At 29.4% G+C, this 20,820-nt stretch carries 23 protein-coding genes and 1 pseudogene; 7 read left to right on the top strand and 17 right to left on the bottom strand.

All coding sequences use genetic code 11. From position 1 onward, the window contains the following. Positions 1-25: 25 nt before the first annotated feature. The 6 genes and pseudogenes from CLOPA_RS07235 to CLOPA_RS07225 form a co-directional block, all read right to left on the bottom strand. A complete protein-coding gene (locus tag CLOPA_RS07235; RefSeq protein ID WP_015614786.1) occupies positions 26-1,357 on the bottom strand; it encodes an APC family permease in 1,332 nt (443 codons plus the stop codon). Positions 1,358-1,872: 515 nt separating this feature from the next. Further along, a complete protein-coding gene (locus CLOPA_RS25955) occupies positions 1,873-2,010 on the bottom strand; it encodes an aspartyl-phosphate phosphatase Spo0E family protein (protein ID WP_278246053.1) in 138 nt (45 codons plus the stop codon). A gap of 568 nt (positions 2,011-2,578) precedes the next feature. Beyond that, positions 2,579-3,196 carry a sensor histidine kinase gene (locus CLOPA_RS25950; protein ID WP_242834278.1) on the bottom strand — a complete coding sequence of 206 codons (618 nt, stop codon included), beginning with the start codon at positions 3,194-3,196 and terminating at the stop codon, positions 2,579-2,581. A 12-nt stretch (positions 3,197-3,208) separates the two neighbouring features. Further along, positions 3,209-3,310, bottom strand: a pseudogene (locus CLOPA_RS25945) (sensor histidine kinase); the annotation flags it as partial. A gap of 80 nt (positions 3,311-3,390) precedes the next feature. Further along, on the bottom strand, positions 3,391-3,999 hold the full coding sequence (locus CLOPA_RS25940) for a response regulator (RefSeq protein ID WP_242834277.1): 609 nt from the start codon (positions 3,997-3,999) through the stop codon (positions 3,391-3,393). A gap of 78 nt (positions 4,000-4,077) precedes the next feature. Beyond that, the gene (locus CLOPA_RS07225; protein ID WP_015614784.1) at positions 4,078-5,424 is read right to left on the bottom strand and encodes an FIST signal transduction protein; all 1,347 of its coding nucleotides are present in this window, start codon (positions 5,422-5,424) and stop codon (positions 4,078-4,080) included. 274 nt (positions 5,425-5,698) lie between these two features. On the opposite strand from CLOPA_RS07225, the gene CLOPA_RS07220 reads away from it, so the two are divergent. Next, complete coding sequence (locus CLOPA_RS07220; RefSeq protein WP_015614783.1) at positions 5,699-6,865, top strand: iron-containing alcohol dehydrogenase; 1,167 nt, start codon at positions 5,699-5,701, stop codon at positions 6,863-6,865. A 440-nt stretch (positions 6,866-7,305) separates the two neighbouring features. Here the strand turns inward: CLOPA_RS07220 and bioA are convergent, their stop codons facing one another. The 3 genes from bioA to CLOPA_RS07205 are packed head-to-tail and all read right to left on the bottom strand — an operon-like array spanning position 7,306 to position 9,958. Beyond that, the gene (gene bioA, locus CLOPA_RS07215; RefSeq protein ID WP_015614782.1) at positions 7,306-8,652 is read right to left on the bottom strand and encodes an adenosylmethionine--8-amino-7-oxononanoate transaminase; all 1,347 of its coding nucleotides are present in this window, start codon (positions 8,650-8,652) and stop codon (positions 7,306-7,308) included. A 16-nt stretch (positions 8,653-8,668) separates the two neighbouring features. Next, on the bottom strand, positions 8,669-9,388 hold the full coding sequence (gene bioD, locus CLOPA_RS07210; RefSeq protein ID WP_015614781.1) for a dethiobiotin synthase: 720 nt from the start codon (positions 9,386-9,388) through the stop codon (positions 8,669-8,671). A gap of 15 nt (positions 9,389-9,403) precedes the next feature. After that, the gene (locus CLOPA_RS07205) at positions 9,404-9,958 is read right to left on the bottom strand and encodes a biotin transporter BioY (RefSeq protein WP_015614780.1); all 555 of its coding nucleotides are present in this window, start codon (positions 9,956-9,958) and stop codon (positions 9,404-9,406) included. Positions 9,959-10,202: 244 nt separating this feature from the next. Between CLOPA_RS07205 and CLOPA_RS24235 the strand changes: the two genes are divergently transcribed. Further along, positions 10,203-10,376 (top strand): YmaF family protein, encoded by a 174-nt coding sequence (locus CLOPA_RS24235; RefSeq protein WP_015614779.1) that lies wholly within the window; start codon positions 10,203-10,205, stop codon positions 10,374-10,376. Positions 10,377-10,583: 207 nt separating this feature from the next. Here CLOPA_RS24235 and CLOPA_RS07200 read toward each other — a convergent pair whose 3' ends face one another. Both CLOPA_RS07200 and CLOPA_RS07195 read right to left on the bottom strand, forming a co-directional pair. Next, on the bottom strand, positions 10,584-10,889 hold the full coding sequence (locus CLOPA_RS07200) for an NUDIX hydrolase (protein ID WP_278246052.1): 306 nt from the start codon (positions 10,887-10,889) through the stop codon (positions 10,584-10,586). A 93-nt stretch (positions 10,890-10,982) separates the two neighbouring features. Beyond that, positions 10,983-11,387: an NUDIX hydrolase gene (locus CLOPA_RS07195; protein ID WP_015614777.1), complete on the bottom strand. Its 405-nt coding sequence runs from the start codon at positions 11,385-11,387 to the stop codon at positions 10,983-10,985. Between the two features lie 465 nt (positions 11,388-11,852). Between CLOPA_RS07195 and bioF the strand changes: the two genes are divergently transcribed. From bioF to CLOPA_RS23640, 4 genes are all read left to right on the top strand, one after another. Further along, positions 11,853-13,022, top strand: coding sequence for an 8-amino-7-oxononanoate synthase (gene bioF, locus CLOPA_RS07190; RefSeq protein WP_015614776.1), 1,170 nt, complete (start codon positions 11,853-11,855; stop codon positions 13,020-13,022). 1 nt (position 13,023) lies between these two features. After that, positions 13,024-13,758 (top strand): alpha/beta fold hydrolase, encoded by a 735-nt coding sequence (locus CLOPA_RS07185; protein WP_015614775.1) that lies wholly within the window; start codon positions 13,024-13,026, stop codon positions 13,756-13,758. Between the two features lie 130 nt (positions 13,759-13,888). Beyond that, positions 13,889-14,725: a malonyl-ACP O-methyltransferase BioC gene (bioC, locus tag CLOPA_RS07180; RefSeq protein ID WP_015614774.1), complete on the top strand. Its 837-nt coding sequence runs from the start codon at positions 13,889-13,891 to the stop codon at positions 14,723-14,725. Positions 14,726-15,544: 819 nt separating this feature from the next. Next, positions 15,545-16,669 (top strand): IS4 family transposase, encoded by a 1,125-nt coding sequence (locus CLOPA_RS23640; RefSeq protein ID WP_015614406.1) that lies wholly within the window; start codon positions 15,545-15,547, stop codon positions 16,667-16,669. 258 nt (positions 16,670-16,927) lie between these two features. Here the strand turns inward: CLOPA_RS23640 and CLOPA_RS07170 are convergent, their stop codons facing one another. From CLOPA_RS07170 to CLOPA_RS07155, 5 genes are all read right to left on the bottom strand, one after another. After that, positions 16,928-17,404, bottom strand: coding sequence for a DNA/RNA nuclease SfsA (locus CLOPA_RS07170; RefSeq protein ID WP_015614773.1), 477 nt, complete (start codon positions 17,402-17,404; stop codon positions 16,928-16,930). Beyond that, positions 17,359-17,610: a hypothetical protein gene (locus CLOPA_RS24865; RefSeq protein WP_172638601.1), complete on the bottom strand. Its 252-nt coding sequence runs from the start codon at positions 17,608-17,610 to the stop codon at positions 17,359-17,361. Before CLOPA_RS24865 ends, CLOPA_RS07170 begins: the two co-directional genes overlap by 46 nt. A gap of 68 nt (positions 17,611-17,678) precedes the next feature. Next, entirely contained in the window at positions 17,679-18,035 is a 357-nt protein-coding gene (locus tag CLOPA_RS07165) for a rhodanese-like domain-containing protein (RefSeq protein WP_015614772.1), read from the bottom strand. 16 nt (positions 18,036-18,051) lie between these two features. Continuing rightward, positions 18,052-18,453 (bottom strand): MarR family winged helix-turn-helix transcriptional regulator, encoded by a 402-nt coding sequence (locus CLOPA_RS07160; RefSeq protein ID WP_041711335.1) that lies wholly within the window; start codon positions 18,451-18,453, stop codon positions 18,052-18,054. Between the two features lie 420 nt (positions 18,454-18,873). Further along, a complete protein-coding gene (locus CLOPA_RS07155) occupies positions 18,874-19,053 on the bottom strand; it encodes a Spo0E family sporulation regulatory protein-aspartic acid phosphatase (RefSeq protein WP_015614770.1) in 180 nt (59 codons plus the stop codon). Between the two features lie 125 nt (positions 19,054-19,178). On the opposite strand from CLOPA_RS07155, the gene CLOPA_RS07150 reads away from it, so the two are divergent. Beyond that, positions 19,179-19,427: a helix-turn-helix domain-containing protein gene (locus CLOPA_RS07150; RefSeq protein ID WP_015614769.1), complete on the top strand. Its 249-nt coding sequence runs from the start codon at positions 19,179-19,181 to the stop codon at positions 19,425-19,427. A 169-nt stretch (positions 19,428-19,596) separates the two neighbouring features. Here CLOPA_RS07150 and CLOPA_RS07145 read toward each other — a convergent pair whose 3' ends face one another. Then, positions 19,597-20,778, bottom strand: coding sequence for an MFS transporter (locus CLOPA_RS07145; protein ID WP_015614768.1), 1,182 nt, complete (start codon positions 20,776-20,778; stop codon positions 19,597-19,599). Between the last annotated feature and the right edge of the window lie 42 nt (positions 20,779-20,820).

The following is a 20,820-nucleotide window of genomic DNA, read 5'->3' as shown; positions in this document are numbered from 1 at the left end:
TAGCATGATCTACATCCCCTTTATTTTATGAACGCTCTGAAACTTCATCAAATTTCTTAGTGTTTTCTTCTTTTCTTAAATATTTAAATATAAAGTATAGAGGAACACCTACAATAAAACCTCCAAGACCTACAAGCACTCTATTCTGAACTAATGGTTTCCCTAAATCTTCAATCCATGAATTATATATCATCCATAAGCTTAAAGAAGCTGCTACTATAGGAAGGGTATATCCAAAAGGTACTCTAAAGGAAGACTTTAATTTATTTCTTCTTCTAAAAACAATAACTGAAAGAGATGTTGGAATATACTGTCCAAACTTTGAAATAACACTCATTACAGCTAGTTGTACAAAACCACCTGATAATACAAGAGGAACAGCTATTAATACAGATATTATAATTGCAATATAAGGCTGATTAAATCTATTTTTACTTGCAATAAAAGAAGGCAAAATTCCGCCTTCTGCTAAAGCAACTCCACTCCTAGGTGTACTAAAAGATGTAGCTACATTAATTCCACCTATTGATATTAATGTTCCTAATGCAATTATTATCTTACCAAAATTACCTAGGAAAACTTTTGCTGAGTCTGCAACAGGAGTAGCACTTCCTGATAGTGCTGGTCCTAAATTTCCTACTGAAACTGTTTGTATAAGGACATATATAATAGATGATGTTAAAATTGTAGTAATTATTGCTATTGGTACATTTTTCTTTGGATTTTCCATATCTCCTGCGGCTACTGCTAATGATTCAAATCCTGTAAAAGCATAAAACACCAAAATCACAGTTGGTGCAAAATTTTTCATTTCTACTGGATGTACTTGAGTAAAATTGCTCCCCTTTATAAAAAACATTCCAATAACAATAAATAATATCATTGGAATTAATTTTCCAATAGTAATTACATCATTTAATACCTTTGCAATTTCTATGCCAAATAAATTTATCACACCAAGACCAACTAAAATTGTAATAGATATAATATTTTTAGCTGTACCATTTGCTGCTGCTGGGAAAAATATACCTAAAGCAGTAGAGAATCCAACAGCCATCGTTGCCCACCCAATAATGAATATAGCCCATTTCATTATTCCAACTTCAAAACCTATAAATTCACCATAAGCCTCTTTAGCATATATATAATCTCCTCCTGTTTTATCAAACATTCCTCCCACTTCTGCAAAACAAAGTGCTAATGACAATACTAGTAAAGTATCTAGAAGATATATCCAAATACTTTGTGCCCCAAATAATTTATAAGCATTCCCCGGCAATAAAAATATACCTGATCCTATAACACCGTTTATGCCTAATAAAATAATACTCATTAAATCAAACTTTTTCTTGTTCATCAAATTATTCTCCTTTATTTATCTTTAAACCTTATGCTGTTTCTTCAACAGAATTTAAAAATTTTACAGCTTCAAGGTATTCTTGTCCTTTTATAGCATTATACTTGCCCTCCCATTTTGATACAGCACTGCTACTTTAGTTGCTTTATTCTGATTTTCACCATTTTTTACATTATGTATATTATCATCACATCTATAAAATACAACACAAACCTACAAAATACCCTAACGGATAGGAGCAAATATCATTTAATTGATAATTTTATGCATAATTTATTAACCAATTGCTACTTTACAGCACTCCTTCCATCAATATTTTATTTCTTAAATCTATATCAGGTATTGTGATATTACATAATTCTTGTATTCTGATTCCGCAGTCAAGTATGATTATCATAATCGTAAAATCATGAAACCCTGCATAAGTATTTTTATTGTCCTAAATTTTTCATGTTTTGCATACATTTCAAAAGAAGAAATTACACTGTGAGATTACTATATTATCTCTTAATAAACTATTTAAATTTAAATGCCTTAATATATTGAACTATTATCATATCGAGTTCTTCACTAATATACAAAACTTTTTCATTATTAAGATTATATAAATCATTATCAATACATTCATTAAGTTTTTCTCTTAAAAATTCTATTCTTCTCTTTATAGAAGAGTTAAGGAATATGAATCAAATTAATCAGCGAACAAAACAGACAGCTTGATGATGTTAAAAAATACCATCAAGTTGCCAGTTTTTACACTTATCTCGGCGTCCACCCCTGGTGACACGTTTGCTGGTATTACCCCGAATTGCTGGCGCAATATATCTTCCTTGGTCAGAAAATTTACCGAAATACTGCCGTATTGAAGGCAATAAAAGAATTGAGGAGTCTACTTCTTTGTAGGCTCCTTTGTAGTATATTTTATTTTCTTAAAACATGAAATACGATATTTTCTGAATCGCTTACGTTAATTTGAGTAAATGGGGGTAATGGTGTCATCTGTGTAATTACTTTGTCCTAGTTACATTACCTGATTGTACTTGAGTTGCATTATTATGATTCCTAAGGAGTCCCCATCCATTATTATTAATCGCACTACAATTTTTTACTGTAACTAGTCCACCATTAGATAAATAATCTCAAATCAAAATTATAGAGGTTCTAGTTTGCAGTTGCCAGCAGCTATGTTCTTCACACCCGTATACCAAGTATATTAGGTAGCTATTTGTATATATCTGAGAATTCTATATTGAGTTTTTGAATTAAGCCTTCACTTACTGATTCAAGCACCGCAAATTTGTCATTAGAAGCGTTTACTAATTTGCATGGAAGATATATAATAAATTCAGTACCATGCCCTACCTTACTTACTACTGATATTTTTCCACCATGTAATTCTACTAATGCCTTTACAAGGGAAAGTCCTATTCCACTACCTTCATGATCCCTTGCAAATGATTTGTCAACTTGTACAAAACGTTCAAAAATAATATCTAGTTTGTTTTGAGGGATACCTCTTCCAGTATCCTTTACTCTCAAGCAAATATTTTCATTACCGTCCTCTATATTAACCATGATACTACCGCCATATGGAGTAAACTTTACTGCATTAGATAATAAATTCATAAATATTCTCTCTATTTTCTCTGGGTCACAGGCAATAATTTTTTTCTCAACTTCTGTATCAAATGTTAGAGATAAACCTTTATCTTCTATATAATCAGCTACAGATAAAGTTATATCTTCTACAAGCTTTATTATATTATTATTAGTTTCATTTATATCAAAATATCCTGAATCTATTTTGGTAATATCAATCAAATTATTAACTAATCTCAAAAGGCGAAAACAATTTTGCTTCATTATTTTTATATATTTATATACATCTGTATTTGAATTCTTGCATGGAAATTCTTCTAGTTTAAGTTCATGTACCTGAAGTGCAGAAAGAATAACATTTATTGGAGTTCTTAACTCATGAGAAATATTAGAAAAAAATTCTGTTCTAATCCTATCATACTCCTTAATCTGATCTAGTCTTTTTCTTTCTTCCTCTGTTTTTTTTGCAATTCTAATGAGTATCGTAGTTGTCTTTCACTTTCCTTTAATGCATCTTCAGTTTTTGTACGTTCAGTAATTTCTTCTTCTAATATAACATTAAATTCTTTAAATTCAGCAGTTATTTGTTCTAGTTGTGATTCTTTCTCCCTTACGTTATTTTCTAAAGCTTTATATCTTTGTTGCATGAATGGAAGTTTTAAATGTGTCTCAATCCGTGCAAGAACTTCTTTATTATTAAAAGGCATAGTTATATAGTCAGCTCCTCCACAAGCAAATACTCTATCCTTGTCAAAAGTCTCGTTGTCTGTAACAATGAAAATTATCGGGATTTTCTTAAGCTTTTCCTCACTTTTTAAAATCTCACATAATTTATACCCATCCATAGCAGGTATATTGGTTTTAAGTAAAATCATGTCTGGTGGATTTTCTCTTGCATACTGTAGCGCCAATTCACTGCTGAAAGTATCTCTAACATTGTATCCCTTCTGCTCAAGTATCATGATCAATACGTTAACACTTAAAGAACAATCATCCACAATAAGTATATTGACATCACTTAAATAACTTTGTACACTATCCATAATATAACTCTCCGTTTCAAAATGTTTTAATTATATCAATACTTTTGTTTAAATTTATGGCTGAAGATTAATAATTATTTATGAATTTGGTTTTAATCTAAAAACCAGCATAGCAGAAGTCTGGTTCATATGGCCTATAAATTCTTCACCATAAGTGGAAAACCCTATTGTTGGAATATCACTAAATATTTTACCGTACTGCTTTTCAAGATTCTTTTTCTCCAATTCATGTGTACGCTCTATGCAATGAAAATTTATGATACCATCGATCTGGCCAAATTCATATATTTTATTTTCAATAGCTTTCTTAGTGTCTTCAATAATATCTGTGGACTCAAGTAATCTTACCTCCATATTTTCTAATATATTGCAAAAAAACACTATATTTGTCCCTTTTAATTGTTGGGGGCTCCGTATGAATAGATTATTTTCTCCAACTAATAAACCTACAGGATTGGTCATAAAGTATTTTGGTGCGTCCTCAATTGAAGCTGCACCTACCGCATCTGCATATTCCAAAATTGCAGGTCTGTTATTAAATTCAATGACTTCCCTTGTTGCTTCATTGACTTTATTTGCAATTAAGGTGTAGTCCGAAACTTTGAAACTTTGTGTTTTAATAATACTAAACTCAGCATTGGTATTTATTTTCAACATAACAAGAACTGCTGAATCAGTAAATGCCTTTCCATTTGCACAAACATGCGTTTTTAAAAATTTAAAGTCATCACCTGCAGATCCACCAACAAAAATAACGTTAGTTCTATTACCAATCAAATCCATGATTTTTTCCTCTTTCATACTTACACCATCAATTAATACTATACCAACATATTTTGTTGAATCCATAGTATATGAACTCTCATTAAAGTATTTCTCAAAAGAAGTAAATGCTGCTTCAACACTTAGATTTTCTTTCATATTTTCAATTATTTCTACTTTTACATCAGAAACAATATTTGAATTAATTGACATTGCTACAACAGAGTTTTTCAGTATTTCGCCACTGACTATTTCACCCGCAGTAGAGCAGCCAACTACGGTACTATTCTCAAAAGCTGCTTTCATAAGATTACTCAGCCTTCCTTGGTCATAACTAGAAGAAGCAAAATATACTACTAACTTTCCATTACAAACATTCAACTGATTTCTAATGTCAAATACAACTTCCTCCTCTAAAAATTTAGTTGAAAACGCAGACTTAATTTTCACATTATTTTTTTCTAGATTTTTTACATTTAATAAATGTGAAATATTTAGAAGTTCTTCTATAATCACCGGATCATCAGCTGAGTAACCGTCAAATTTGCTTGGATTAATTCCCTTGAGAATTAATTTTGCTTTAGTCATTTCAGCAATAGCTGGATTACCTTTTGACCGTTCTCGAATAATATTATCAATTATATCCTTTATTTTACCAGACAATGATAATCGTCCTCTTTCTTTAATGCTTACCAATTTTATTTACAATTTGTTACGTATTAGTAAATAAAAGTTCATAATTACATCTATAGTCTTATTATAATCCACATATTAACATATTTCCATAAATTAATTCATATTGATTATTTTTTATTTACATATATGTACTAATAAGCCTATATATTTCATAAATATATTGATTTTTACCATATTTATTGATATTCTATATATCGAGGAAAACATTTGAAAATTTTTAAAAAAATTGGAGGAAACTATTATGCCAAGATTTACATTACCAAGAGATATATATTTTGGAGAAGGTTCACTAGCAACTTTAAAAACCTTAAATGGTAAAAAAGCCATAATTGTTGTTGGCGGCAGTTCTATGCAAAAATTCGGTTTTTTAGATAAGGTTATTAGTTACTTAAAAGAAGCTAATATTCAGGTTAAATTAATAGAAGGAGTCGAACCAGACCCTTCTGTAGAAACAGTTATGAATGGTGCAGCTGTAATGAGGGAATTTGAACCTGATTTAATTGTAGCTATAGGTGGAGGTTCACCAATAGATGCAGCTAAAGCTATGTGGATATTTTATGAATACCCAGAATTTACATTTGAACAAGCTATTGTTCCTTTTGGACTACCAGAACTAAGACAAAAAGCTAAATTTGTAGCTATTCCTTCAACTAGCGGTACTGGAACAGAAGTAACAGCTTTTTCAGTTATAACAGATTATAAAAAGAAAATTAAATATCCTATAGCTGATTTTAACATAACTCCAGATATAGCAATAGTTGATCCAGAACTTGCTCATACTATGCCTCAAAAGCTTATAGCTCATACTGGTATGGATGCTTTAACTCATGCAATAGAAGCTTACGTTGCTGGACTTAGATCTACTTTTTCAGATCCACTTGCTATGGAAGCTATTATAATGGTAAATGAATATATATTAAAATCTTATAATGGAGATAAAGAAGCTAGAAACGAAATGCACTCAGCTCAATGTTTAGCTGGAATGGCATTTTCAAATGCACTACTTGGTATAACTCACTCAATGGCGCATAAAACAGGTGCAGTTTTCCATATTCCCCATGGATGTGCTAATGCAATTTTCTTACCATATGTAATTCAATATAATTCTAAAAAATGCAGCCATAGATATGCTACTATAGCAAAACGATTAAATCTATCAGGACAAACGGATGAAGAATTAATTGATTCCTTAATTAATTGGATTAAGAATTTAAATGTAAAAATGGATATTCCTCTTACTTTAAAGTCTTATGGAATAACAGAGGAAGATTTCACATCCAATATTGAATGTGTTTCTCATAACGCAGTATTAGATGCTTGCACAGGTTCAAATCCAAGAGAAATTGATGATAAAACAATGAAAAGATTATTTACTTGTATCTACAATGGTGAAAAAGTAACTTTCTAATATGGGGTACGGCAACATAGCCATCAAGCTAAAAATAAAAATATAAAAAATTCGCCCCCATTTATAAAAAATAGTACAATAATAAAAAATTCAGTTTTTTATAAAGGGGGTTTATTTTTTAGGATTCTCTTAGCTTGATGGCTATGCCCCTCCACCCCTATTGGTGTGATTCAGAGAAATGTTGGCGATATCCCTTCTATGAAAAGTAATACTTTTTATAGAAGAGTTAAAGAATATGAATCAAATTAATCAACTAACAAAACTATAGATGATGTTAAAAAATACCATCAAATTGCCGATTTTTACACTTATCTTGGCGTCCACCCTACTTGTATAATGTAGATTTCTTCATAATATCCCACAATTACGAGTGCTCCAATCTTAAAAAGGATTTTTACATTTAATTGGTAATTACAATTACCCTAGAGTAAACATTCTAACTAATTATGAAAATATTCATCAATGCTGTGAAAGCACTTGCCCACCATGTATTCTATATCCTCTTCATTGATTACATAAGGAGGCATAAAGTATAATACATCCCCAATAGGTCTTAAAAGCAGTCCATTTTTTAAAGCTATTTTATATATCTCATAGCCTGTACGTTGCTTCCAATTAAATCTTTCTTTTGTTTTTTTGTTTTTAACAAGCTCTAATGCCGTAATCATTCCAAGCTGGCGTACATCCCCTACAAATGGATTTTTATCTGCTTTTTCAGTTACTAAATTCTTAATAATCTTAGACTTTACTTCATTATTCTCAATTACATTTTCTTCTTTAAAAATATTAAGACTTTCACAGGCCACTGCACAGGCCATGGCATTACCAGCATAGGTATGGCTATGTATAAAAGCTTTCAATGTGGAAAAGTCATCATAAAAGGCATTATATATCTTTTCAGTGGTCATAACTACAGACATAGGCATATACCCAGCACTGATACCCTTAGACAAACACATTATATCCGGACTTATATCAGCATGATTGCAGGCAAACATCTTTCCAGTCCTCCCAAAACCAACTGCTATTTCATCTGCAATCAAATGGATATCATAAAAATCACAGGCTTTCCTCAATTTTTTTAAATATACAGAACAATATATTTTCATACCCGCTGCGCCTTGTATCATAGGCTCAACAATTATAGCACTTAACTCTTCATGATACTGCTCTAATGCTTTTTCCATATGCTCAAAGCACTCTGCACTGCAGCTGGATCTTTCTTTTCCATATTTACATCTGTAGCAGTCAGGTCCTTCAACCCTTACAGTATCCAAAAGTAATGGTTTATATATCTTACTATAAAGATCTAACTCCCCTACAGATAAGGCTCCTATGGTTTCTCCATGATAAGCATCCGTTAAAGCTGCAAATCTTACCTTTTTACTTTTCCCTGTTTGCTGATGATACTGAAAACTCATTTTTAAGGCTATCTCCACCGCAGATGATCCATTGTCTGAAAAGAATACTTTTTTTAATCCCTCTGGTGCAACATCAGTTAACTTTTCGGACAATTCAATGGCAGGCTTATTTGAAAAGTGAGCAAAAATAACGTGTTCAATTTCATTTAATTGTTTTTCAATAGCTTTATTTATCCTAGGATTACTGTGTCCAAAAATGTTTGTCCACCATGAACTTATGCAATCCAAGTAAGATTTACCCTCTACATCATATAAATAGCATCCTTTTCCTCTCTCTATTACTATTGGAGGTAATTCCTCATAATCTTTCATTTGAGAACAGGGATGCCATATGTATTTTAAATCTTTTTTCTGAAATTCATTCATATCTTTTACCTCCATATTACCTCATACAATTAATTATTTCTTTTGTATTAAATACTTCTTCTGATAATTTTTTTACTTTTTCTTGTAATTTATCACCATTTCCATCAATGAGAGGCATAACTCCCAATACAGGAATACCTGCCATGGTTCTTATCATATAAATATTGTCATTACATAATTGTGTATCTTCATATTTATTAATTATTATGCCTTTTATTTTTATACCCACACTTTCTAAGTATTTAACAGTTAAAACAGTATGGTTTATAGTTCCTAGTTCTGCACTTGCAACCAAAATTACATCCATATCCATTGTCTTTATCAAATCATCTAGGTTATATATTTTGTTTCCTACACAACTAATGGGACAAATTATTCCCCCACTGCCTTCACATATTATATAATCATACTTACTTTTTAATTTTTTATATTTATCTTTCACTACATTTATATCAATGGGATTATTTTCAATCTTTGAAGCTAAAAAAGGTGATACTGCTGTTTTATAAATATAACCTGTTAAATCTTCATATTTCTCATTAATACCACTGATGTCACATACAAACTTTGTATCTGCTGGAATTAAAGTTTCACCCTCCACTTCAGCTCCACTTAGTGCTGCTTTATAATAACATGTATTGTATCCACTTTTGCGTAAGAGATATACTAGTGCACCTGTAACTAAAGTTTTACCTATATCTGTATCCGTTCCTACCACATATATACTTTTACTCATTTCCTCATTCCTCCATTAATATTTGAATTCTTGTCCAAATTTTACTACCCGCTTTAATTTTAGTGATACTGCGGATGCCGCCATGCTGACCAAGAGATCTCCTCCTACACAGATAACAAAACCATAAAATATAGCCCATTTAATGGTTTTTATGTTACCCATATACAAATTATAAATTATGTATAAGTGTATAACTCCAAATAAATATACAAAAAATAGTCCACTTAATACGCATAATAATACCTTTATAAAATTGATTTTTTTAATTATACTTGTTAACTTTCCTATTACATACGCAGCAACTATAAAACCTATTAAATATCCAAAAGTAGGTTTAAATATGTAGTACAATCCCCCTCCTTCAGTAAAAACTGGAACACCTATAAGTCCAATAATTACATATAAAATCTGAGATAGTGCCCCCAGTTTAGGTCCAAGTATTATTCCCGCTATGGCACAAAATAAAAATTGAAGTGTAAAGGGAACATAGGGTATTGGTATTTTTATAAATGCTCCTATAGCAGTTAAAGCGGCAAATATTGATACCATAATAATTTCACGTACTTTCAATTTCATAACCTCCTAAATTTTATATTGTCAACCATATTTTTAATATAAGTTAACAATATAAAATTACAATAGTATCTAGATTTTGTCAATGTAAAATTTTAGCTGAATCAAGCAATGATTTTAACAAATGCAAGCATCTCATATGTTGTTTTCTTTATATATTTTGAAAATTTATTAGTTATAAGTATCACAATAAATTCGCCTTCATATTATGTAGTACCTCAAATAATATGAGGTGAAGTTTATGTCTAAAAGTAAGAAAAAACAAACCCATGATCATGAATTCTTAGTAAGCACTATGTTAGCTGAATTAACCACAGATCCTCATAATCATAGATTCGCCGAAGTTTCTAGTCAAAATTTTGAATTAGAAAATGGACATCATATTCATTTGATTAAAGTAAGAACAGACTTTTAGGCCCAATACCAGCAAACGTGTCATGAAGTGAAAAGTGACTTCAATAAATTGGATAAAATAAACCTTTAATTTACTATAAAAGTTATGAAAATTATTGTTTTTTTATGATCTTTGTAATTTTAATAATAAAATTAGAATCCTGTAATGTTCTTATTAAATTATATTTACCACTTACATAATCCTTAATTTGTTCTTTTCTATGTGGAATCATAAAAAAGGTAATCTATTTAATTTAAACCAATTTATTTTACTTATTTCATCTCCAGTTTTAATTTCTTTTCCACCAGTAATACTTCCTAAAAATATATGTTGGATATCATTAAATTGTATTCTATGATATTCACCTATTTTTTTATAGATATTTATTATATAACCTGTTTCCTCAATAACTTCTCTTACGGCACACTGAGTTGGATTTTCATCATCATTTAATCTACCACCCAGTAAATCCCAAGCTGGAATATCTTCTCTTTTAACAAGTAAAATTCTATCTTTATTTTCATTAAGCATTATAGTAAATGCACCCTGTGTAATTATAATTAATCCTCATTTATTACTTATGAATTTAATATATTTCTCTACAACTTCTATATCTGGTGGATTTATTTAAATTGGTAGTTTATCAAGTGCAAAGAATTGTAAAAACATACTTTCTTTATTATCCATACATAATTGACCACTATATACGCTTGTTGTAAATACAGTGACAACATTATATACTTCATCTCTATTAGGATATACATAGTGCTGTCTTTCACCTGAAAAAACGCCAAATAATTTTAAATCTTTTAAACTTATTAACAAACCTGTTTCTTCTTTCACTTCCCTAATAGCAGTTTCTTCAACTTTTTCCCCTAATTCTATTGATCCACCAGGTAAACCCCATTTTTTATTGTCAGTTCTTAATTGAAATATAATTTTGTTGTTATCATTTATAATTATACATGCTCCACATTGTATAAGTGGCCTTTGACCGACTATTTTTCTTAGTTTAAGTATATAATTATTCATAAATCTCTCCATTTTATTTAATTCATCATATCCTACTAGTCCGTATTAACTATATATTAGATAATACCATATAATTGATTAAGCGTTAAATTATAACAATAGAAAATTTACTATCAAATTATATATTTCTAAAATTCGCTATAACTATTGATCTTACTAAATTTATCAACTATTCTCTTCTAAAAGAAACTAAATGTATCTATAACTTTTGTGGGAAAAGTGTGGGAAAATTTAGATTAGCCATTGATTAGATAAGTCAACTTTTAATTTAAATAGAGTTATGCTTAAAAATAATATATGATTAAATCTTTATTTAAAATCACCTTTCATTTCTTCGTACTTTTTATTTGTTAACTAATAATCATTTACCGGTTGACAATTCTTTAATATTAGTTTATCTTTATAAAATAGATATCATAAAAAGATTTAATAAATTATGTATTTGATTTGTAGGAGAATTAAATTATGAACTATATAACAGAAAAACTTAGAAAAATCAAAGAAAAAGGATTATATAGAGAACTTAGATACATTGAAACATCACAATCCCCTAGGGTTAAAATTGAAGGAAAAGATTTCATACTTTTAGGTTCAAATAACTATTTAGGTCTTTGTGATGATTTTAGGTTAAAAAAAGCTGCCATTAATGCAATCAATTTATATGGTGTTGGTTCGGGTGGCTCTAGGTTAACTACAGGAAGTTTCGATATACATAAAGCTTTGGAGGAAAAAATAGCATTTTTTAAAGGTGCTGAAGCAAGTTTAATTTTTAATACAGGATATATGGCTAATGTAGGTATTATTACGGCCTTATGTAATAAAAGCTGGGTAATTTTTGGTGATAGATTAAATCATGCAAGTATTATTGACGGATGCCGTTTAAGCGGTTCAAAACTTATTAGATACAAGCATTGCGATATGAACGATTTACTAAACAAAATAAATAAGTATAAAGGAAGTAACAATTTAATTGTAACAGATGGTGTATTTAGTATGGATGGAGATATAGCTCCATTGCCAGACATTGTAAAAATTGCAAAAGAACACAGTATAATGACAATGGTAGATGATGCTCATGCTACAGGTGTTTTAGGTAAAAATGGATCTGGTACATCTTCCTATTTTCAATTACATAATAAAATTGATATTATGGTGGGAACATTAAGTAAAGCTGTTGCTTCGGAAGGAGGATATGTAGCTGGTAAAAAAGATTTAATTAATTACTTAAAAAACTGCGCCAGAAGCTTTATCTATTCTACAGCTTTATCGCCTAGTACTATCGCTGTTTCTATCAAAGCATTAGAAATTATTGAAAAAGATGAGGGAAGAAGAGTTAATTTATTAAAAATGTCTAGCTGGTTTCAAAATGAACTTAAAACAGCAGGCTTTGATGTAATGAAAACAGAAACTCCCATTATTCCTATTATGATTGGTGAAGCAGATAAAGCTGTTGAATTTAGTAAAAGCTTATTAAATGAAGGTATATATATACCAGCTATTCGTCCCCCTTCTGTGCCTAAAGGTACAAGCCGTTTAAGACTCTCTTTGATGGCAACCCATACAAAGCAAGATTTAGAAGAAGTATTAATAAAAATGAAATTTATTGGGAAAAAATTAAATATTATTGGAGGTTAATATGAATAAGCCATATTTAATTATGCTGCCTGGTTGGGGAATGAAAAGTTCTGTTTTTGAAAAAATCAATGAGTTTTTATCAATGAATTTTCAATTAATATCTATTGAATGGGATAACATTCATTCAATAGATGAATTTAAACAAAGGATAATAAAAGTTATAGAACAAAAACAACTTACCTATTTTTCTTTATTAGGATGGTCATTAGGATCATTGGTCGCTCAAGAGATCGCACTGGATGCTTCTTGGAATATTAATAACGTAATTCTAATTGGAGGTACAAGCTGTTTTGTTCAACATAAAGAAGATGAATACAATATAGGTTGGAATAAAAGAATTGTAGAAAGAATGAAGTTTCAGCTTAATAGAAATCCTAAAGAAACATTACTTAATTTTAATAGTGCTATGTTTTCAAAAGTAGAAAAGCAAAAGAAATATGATATTCAATTTCTACGGATTATAAAAGATAGCATTGAAGATCAATCCATAAACTCTTTAATATTAGGACTAGATTATTTAATAGAAAAAGATTTAAGAAATAGATTAGTAGACATAAATATACCTTTATTAATAATTCATGGTGAAGAAGATAGTATATGTCCTTTAGAATCTGCCGTATATATAAAAAACATGGTAAGTCATTGCCATATAAAAATAATAAAACAGGCAGGACATATTCCATTCTTTACAAATGCTAGTGATTGTTACAATGCTATATGTGAATTTATCCTATAACTAATCGTCACAAATGTCTTTTTTATACAAACTGTAGGTATTATAACTCTTTCACTTTAACAAGTAAGAACTGTAGTATAAATCAAAAGTAATGTTAATTTTCTAAGGGAATAAAGGAAGGTAAATATATATGATTGATAAACAACAAGTAAAACTTCATTTTAGTAAAAATGCTTCAAATTATAATCAATATACTCATGTACAAAAAAATATGAGAGATATTTTAATAGATTTTATGCTGCAGAGTAATAAAGATAACCTTAAAATTAAAAATATTTTAGAAATTGGTTGTGGGACAGGATATCTAACTACTGCATTAGTAGATCTTTTCCCTCTTGCACATATAACTGCTGTTGATATTGCACCTGGAATGATTGCTGAAATAAAGTCTAAATTTAAAAATGACTCTATAGATTTTATTTGTGGAGATATAGAAGAGATAGACATTAATACTACTTATGATATTATTATTTCGAATGCCACATTTCAATGGTTTAATCATATGCCACTAACACTAAGGAAATTATATAACTCATTAAATAAAAACGGTATACTTTGCTTTTCTACATTTGGCCGTTATACCTTTAATGAATTAAATGAATGTTTTGAAAAAGCAAAACAAACAATGTCCATAAAAGAGCCCATATATTCCGGACAGTCTTTTCATAGTTTAAATGAATTGCATACAATGTGTAAAAATACTATAAGAAATAAAAATAGCAATAATGAAATTTTAGTAGAAAGCAAAGAACTATTTGAATATGAGTATTTTAATGATTGTAGAGATTTTTTTTATTCCATTAAGAAAATTGGTGCCAATAATAGTAATAAAGATGGCAGATGTACTTCACCAGCTTTTATGAGAAAAGTAATTAATCTTTATAATAAAAATTTCAGAGAAAATAATAGAGTGAAAGCTACTTACCATTGCTTATTTTATAAAATGATAAAAGAGAGTGTAAAATAATGTGTAAAAAGAATTAATCTAATCTTATCCATGATACATAAATAGGCCTACAAGTAAATATCCAATTCAAGCAAAATTAAGATAAAGAACATACTTTAAAGAAAAACACAAAAAATTAAATGATTTATTTGTATAGTTTTTTATATCTATCTATAACTTTTGTGGGAAAATAAGAATACAAGCAAATTCACATTTCTGCAAATTGGCTTGTATCAAGGCTTTTGGTGCACCCAGGGGGACTCGAACTCCCGACCTTCAGATTTGTTTTAATAGCTTTTTATTTTTCTGCACTTTCCTATAAATGTTGATATTACTACATTTCCTTACTTATACTTTCTAATCAAAACTATAGCTATCTGAAACTTTTGTGGGAAAAGTGTGGGAAAGTTTCAATAAGCTTATTGGTTGAATAAGCTAGCTTTCAATTTAAATAAAGTGATACTTGTTTTATTTGATATTTCTTCGTACTATTAGAAAAATCCGAGCTAACTTGCTCTTTAATTTAAGTCCTAAATTATAATTGGATATCGTATTTTAAGCTCAATATGATTAATAATTTTTTACATTTAGAGCCATTTATTAAGAGCTATATATATATTCGATGCCTTCAGGTCTATACATAGTAAAACAAGTCAAATAGTTTCGAAATTCATCATTATCTAAAAATTTACAGGTATGTCTCCTGACGTAAGGACAGTAAAAAGAGAAAAATTAACATGGAATAAAGTAACATGAAAAAAAGGATAGAAAAAACATAGCCAAGCCCTAAAATATAAGTTAAATTCGGACAAACAAACTTATAAAAAAGGAGAATTGGCTATGCTTAACAATCAAGAATATATTACCGCAGAATTAGGAAAAATGCTATATGAGATTTTACCCATATCATCCAAGAAACTAAAAAATTTAGTATATATTGTTTTGGGAATATTGTTATCAAAATCAGTTATAATCTCAGAAATATCAGAAAAGCTAAAGGATTACTATACAGAAGCCAATGAAGAAAGTAAAATAAAAAGAATTTATAGATTTTTTTCAAGTTCAACAATAAAGTCAGACTACCTATATTATAATTTTATCGATGAAATTATGATAAATTATATAAAAAGAAGTACCACTAATAAACTGGTTGTAATATTTGACCATACAACACTGGAAGATAAATTTTTAATACTTAAATTTTCGCTGAAAGTGGGAAAAAGAGCAGTTCCACTATGGTATAAAATATTTGAATATAATGAAAAAGATAATAAAAATTTCAAACATATAAAACAGGGAATAGAAGAGATTAAGGATCTTATAAGTTCATATAATTATGAAGTTGTATTGCTGGCAGATAGAGGTTTTAAGAGTATAGATTTATTTAAGTTTATAAATAAAATAGGATGGAAATATTGTATAAGATGTACCAATGATATGCTTGTAAATATAGAAGGGAAAGAAAAAATAAAATACCTTAGAGATATAAAAACTCTAAAAAAAGGCGTAAAAAAGTTTAATGGAATTTTACTAAGTGCTGAAAAATATAGATGCAATTTAGCAGTTTGTAAGGCAGAAGAAGCAGCGGATACCTGGTATATAGTAACCAATCTTGATAGTAAGAATGCTGTTAATGAATATAAGAAAAGATTTATTATAGAAGAAATGTTTAGAGATTTAAAATCCAGTGGCTTCAATATGGAAGATACATGGACAAACAGTCTTATATATTTTGAAAACTTATATTTATGCTTATGTATAGCATATACATGGATGATAATATTAGGAGCAGATTGTTCTAAGAATAAGAAGAGTAAGATAATAGGCGCAACTAAAAAGATAAGAAATAAAATAGTTAGAATATACAGCTTATTCAGCAGTGGATTGACATGGTTTAACAGATGTTATGATTCTAATAGAAAAAAATATGCCTTAAAATTTAATTTGATACTTTATGACATCTAATATGGCAAAAAAAGTAAATATATTCTTTAATAGTAAGGCACCAGTATACCCATTCTCTATTACATTAATTTCATGTTTATGATTATATTATCTTTATAAGCATATTATTGCATTATTACTATTTGGAAATATAATCTTGTAAATGATTTTTATGTTTATTATTCTTATTTAATGCAATTCACTGTCCGTAAGTCAGGGGTGGAGGGAGCATTCGTGTCATGTACTGAAAAGTAAATGTTATAATTTGGTATATGATATTTATAAAAATATAAAAAAAGGCAGTACTGCCTTTTTTAGTTGAGGTGTTTTTACTTCGAGGTAGGTGCTTTCTACCAAGAAATCCAGTCTTGAATTACCAAGCTTTTGTTCGCGAATAGCATTATGACCATTGGCAACAATTTTGCTTAATTGTCCGGTTTTTAAAAAATGTTCTACATATCTGTTTACCGCATTTTGATTAATGCCAATCCACGTTTTGGTCGAATCTGTCGGTAGCTCTAATGATATAGCTTCCACAGTATAGGGTGTTTTTCTCTTTTCGTCCTTCCCTCTAGACAGCAGACAAGGAATATCTTTGAATATGATGTTCCCAATGCGTCCGGTGGAAGGGCAATGACATTTATAAATCGTATTATCTATTTCAACATCCATTATAAAGCGGTTTGGTCTACTTTTTATTATTCCCTCAATTAAAGGTGTTTCAAAGATGTAGCTTTGATTATCACTAAACGACATTGTTTAACCACCACCTTAGCTTTTTTAATAACATAAAAACGTCTAAACTCCATTTCACCAAATACTGCAAGACCTGCATAAGGCGCATAAGTACCAGCATTTATAACAGCTTTAATCATAGAATCTGATGGAATGGCGGTTACTAATAATCTAATCCAGATAGCTGCTGCAATTATCATTGGAAATATTATCCGTTTGCATATCACACCAATACTAGTCATGCATGGCCAGCTCTATCGAAGCCCATTAGTTACGCTAGAGCTGGCCATGCATGTTATAATGTTGTTACAGGCAGGTTAAGAGATTGCCATGCAGCTATTCCGCCGGTTAATTCTTTTACAGTATATCCGTTCTTAACAAGTTCTACGCTTGCCTTTTTCGCCAGATTACACCAGATGTCCCAGCAGTAAACAACAATAACTTTATCTTTCGATAAATCACCAAGTCTGTTCTTAATATCCTTTTCAGGTATTTCAACTGCTCCGGCTATTTTTACTTTTTTTAAGTGTTGTGGTGCGTTGCGGACATCTACAACTATGAAACCGTCTGGCTGTGCTTTAGACGCAGCAATGAAGTCCATTGGACTTATGGTAATTTCCAAAATATTTTCTAGGTATTCGAGGTTTGTCATTATAATCATCCTTTCGTTAATTCCAAGCTTTTACCAACTTGGTAAAAATACTTTTTAAATTTTGTAATTCTTCGTCAGTTAAAGCAGAAAGAACTCCCCTTTCACAGTCAACTAATGTAGGCCAAAGCTCTCTAAGCATCTGCTCTCCTTTTGAGGTAAGTTCTAGGTTATACGTTCTGCGATCAACCGCATTTTTTACACGTGTTAAGCAACCAAGTGCTTCAAGATGGTCAACTCTTTTAACCATAGTAGTCCTATCAATGTGCAAAACTTCACCAACTTGCTGCTGAGTAGAATTAGACATAGAGGTTACAACTGTCATAAGACCAAACTCTTTTGAATCAATTTGATAGGAATTTAATTCTACATTAAACTTATCTATCATCTGTTCGGTAACTTTGCCGAATAGAAAACCCATACTATCGAAAATACTAAACAGAGTATCACCTACTTTCAAACATATAATCACCATATGATATTATATCAGTATTGTCAATTTTAAGTTATGAAATTGCTAACGTTTTATCCGTCACTTAAGGTACGTTTTACCATAGCTAATTCTATATTATGTCATAATTTCTTACAACTCCGTATCAACTATATATAAGATAATACCATATTATTGAGTGGGTGGTAAATTATAATTGCTAAAATTAAAGAATATGAATTTTACACAATTACAATTGTGTTCAGTTAACAAAATAAGCGTAAAGCCTTTATATTTTAAAGTTTTGAGCTTATTTCTTATATTTAAAACTAAATTTGCAAAAATAAGTTTAGTATATCATAAATAAATTAACATTATGTATAAAATAAGGATTTATTTAGTCTTAATAGACTATTGCTTAAATTTAAATGCTCTAATATACTGAACTATTGCAATATCAAGTTCTTCACTAATATACAAAATTTCCTCATTATTAAGATTATATAAATTATTATCAATGCATTTGTTAAGTTTTTCTTTTAAAACTTCTATTCTTCTCTTAATTTTTAATCTATATTCCAGATTTTCCACCAGATCATTCCCTAAATATATTTCTTACAATGTTTAAATGTTCATCTTTAGCAACATTATAACAATATAAAAATGTAAAATCAACTTAAAAAGTTAATCTTTAGCACATAGGATGGTGTACTACCTTGAAAATTTATTGGTATAATGGAAGTAAAAATATAATTGGCACTAGAGTTAAAAAAGCTCGGAAAATGAGTAAACCTACTTTAACTCAAGAAAATTTAGCAGCAAAACTTGACCTTATGAACATTAAACTTGATAGAATAGCTCTTTCAAGAATTGAATCAGGAGATAGATTTGTATCCGATTATGAAGTTGTAGCTCTTGCCAAAGCCTTAGGTGTTTCTTTAGATTGGCTTCTATTAGGTAAATAAGATTAATTATATTATCTAATATATTCATGATGATAACAACCTACTTAATAAGCATAGTCCACCATAAATTACATTAGTGTAATAGTTATACTCAATTCAATCTATAAGAATAGAATGAATTAACTATAAAAATTTGTCCAATATTAGTTATAATATTTTAAAGTATTCTCTAATTAAATTTAATTTTAAGAGTAATGAGATTAAATATCAATATTCCAATAAGAAAAACAATCCAAATACTTTGATATCCTCCTTTAAGAAGTAACCAACTACTAAATAAACTACCTAATCCTCCCCCTCCAAAAAGTCCTAAGCCTATTAATCCAGAAGGAAGTCCTTTATTTTCTGACATAACGTCAAAAGCCAACGTAGCTAATGTAGATTGAATGCAAATATATCCTAATCCCAAAAAAATTGTGGCTATCAAAGCAACTTGCCAGTAATGAAAAAAATATAAAAATAAAGTTGTAATTAAAGCAAATATTTCTCCTGTTAATACTACATTCTTTTCCCCAAACTTTTTACTGAACTTGCCAACTTGTGAGCCTCCAATTAAGCAAGCAAATCCATAAAACATTATTATTAATCCACATTGTAAATAATCTAAGCCTATATTTTCATGTAGAAATGAACCTAAATAAGAATATAACCCTAGTAATAAAAAACCAGAAATTAAAGCTAATGGAAAAATTACTTTTCCTTTAGATGAAAATAATGCTAATTTAACTTGAATAAAAAAATTCTGTTTTTTATTAGTTGTAGTTTTTGAATCTTTAGACAAATTTTTAAATAAGAGTATATCTGAACATATAGCTACTAAACTAAAAAAGATAAATGCCCCACGCCAGCTAATATATTTAGTAATTAATCCTCCTAAGCCTGCACTTAAGCCTTGTCCCAAGAAAACAATCCCCATAAATCTACCCACATATACTTGTCGATTTGAAGTAGGAACAGTATCACCAATTAAAGCTAATGATACAGCTATGATACCAGCAGCAAAGAACCCTGTAATTGCACGAAAAATGCATAATACTAATAGTGAATTAGCAAATGCACTTCCTACTGTTCCTATAGCAAGTCCGCACACAATAAATTTTAATACATTGACTTTACTCCAACGGTCACTAAAAAAACCATAAACAGGCTGCATAATTCCGTATGGTATCATATATGTGGTTAATACAGAACCAGCAATAGAAATTGATATGCTGAACTCTGAGGCAATTGGAGAAAGAGCGGGTGAAACAAACCAGTTATCAGCTGCCGAAACAAATCCAGCTAACCCTAATATCAAAACTAATATATTATATTTATGACCAATATTAACTTTATTACCTGTATTAATCATTATAATTTAATATCTCCCTTTTAATAACACATGATTAATTAT

Source organism: Clostridium pasteurianum BC1 (genome assembly GCF_000389635.1).
GTDB lineage: Bacteria > Bacillota > Clostridia > Clostridiales > Clostridiaceae > Clostridium_I > Clostridium_I pasteurianum_A.
Note: the sequence above shows the minus strand (reverse complement) of the source record. Positions and strands in the feature narration are given on the sequence as shown.

Bases quoted from the DNA above. Each gene is read 5' to 3' on its own strand.
- bioF (WP_015614776.1), top strand. From the start codon at position 11,853: ATGAACTATATAACAGAAAAACTTAGAAAAATCAAAGAAAAAGGATTA.
- CLOPA_RS07170 (WP_015614773.1), bottom strand. From the start codon at position 17,404: ATGTCGTTTAGTGATAATCAAAGCTACATCTTTGAAACACCTTTAATT.
- bioD (WP_015614781.1), bottom strand. From the start codon at position 9,388: ATGAGTAAAAGTATATATGTGGTAGGAACGGATACAGATATAGGTAAA.
- CLOPA_RS07195 (WP_015614777.1), bottom strand. From the start codon at position 11,387: ATGAATAATTATATACTTAAACTAAGAAAAATAGTCGGTCAAAGGCCA.
- CLOPA_RS07235 (WP_015614786.1), bottom strand. From the start codon at position 1,357: ATGAACAAGAAAAAGTTTGATTTAATGAGTATTATTTTATTAGGCATA.
- CLOPA_RS07160 (WP_041711335.1), bottom strand. From the start codon at position 18,453: ATGGGTTTTCTATTCGGCAAAGTTACCGAACAGATGATAGATAAGTTT.
- bioC (WP_015614774.1), top strand. From the start codon at position 13,889: ATGATTGATAAACAACAAGTAAAACTTCATTTTAGTAAAAATGCTTCA.
- CLOPA_RS07145 (WP_015614768.1), bottom strand. From the start codon at position 20,778: ATGATTAATACAGGTAATAAAGTTAATATTGGTCATAAATATAATATA.
- CLOPA_RS25940 (WP_242834277.1), bottom strand. From the start codon at position 3,999: ATGGATAGTGTACAAAGTTATTTAAGTGATGTCAATATACTTATTGTG.
- CLOPA_RS23640 (WP_015614406.1), top strand. From the start codon at position 15,545: ATGCTTAACAATCAAGAATATATTACCGCAGAATTAGGAAAAATGCTA.
- CLOPA_RS07165 (WP_015614772.1), bottom strand. From the start codon at position 18,035: ATGACAAACCTCGAATACCTAGAAAATATTTTGGAAATTACCATAAGT.
- CLOPA_RS24235 (WP_015614779.1), top strand. From the start codon at position 10,203: ATGTCTAAAAGTAAGAAAAAACAAACCCATGATCATGAATTCTTAGTA.
- CLOPA_RS07220 (WP_015614783.1), top strand. From the start codon at position 5,699: ATGCCAAGATTTACATTACCAAGAGATATATATTTTGGAGAAGGTTCA.
- CLOPA_RS07185 (WP_015614775.1), top strand. From the start codon at position 13,024: ATGAATAAGCCATATTTAATTATGCTGCCTGGTTGGGGAATGAAAAGT.
- bioA (WP_015614782.1), bottom strand. From the start codon at position 8,652: ATGAATGAATTTCAGAAAAAAGATTTAAAATACATATGGCATCCCTGT.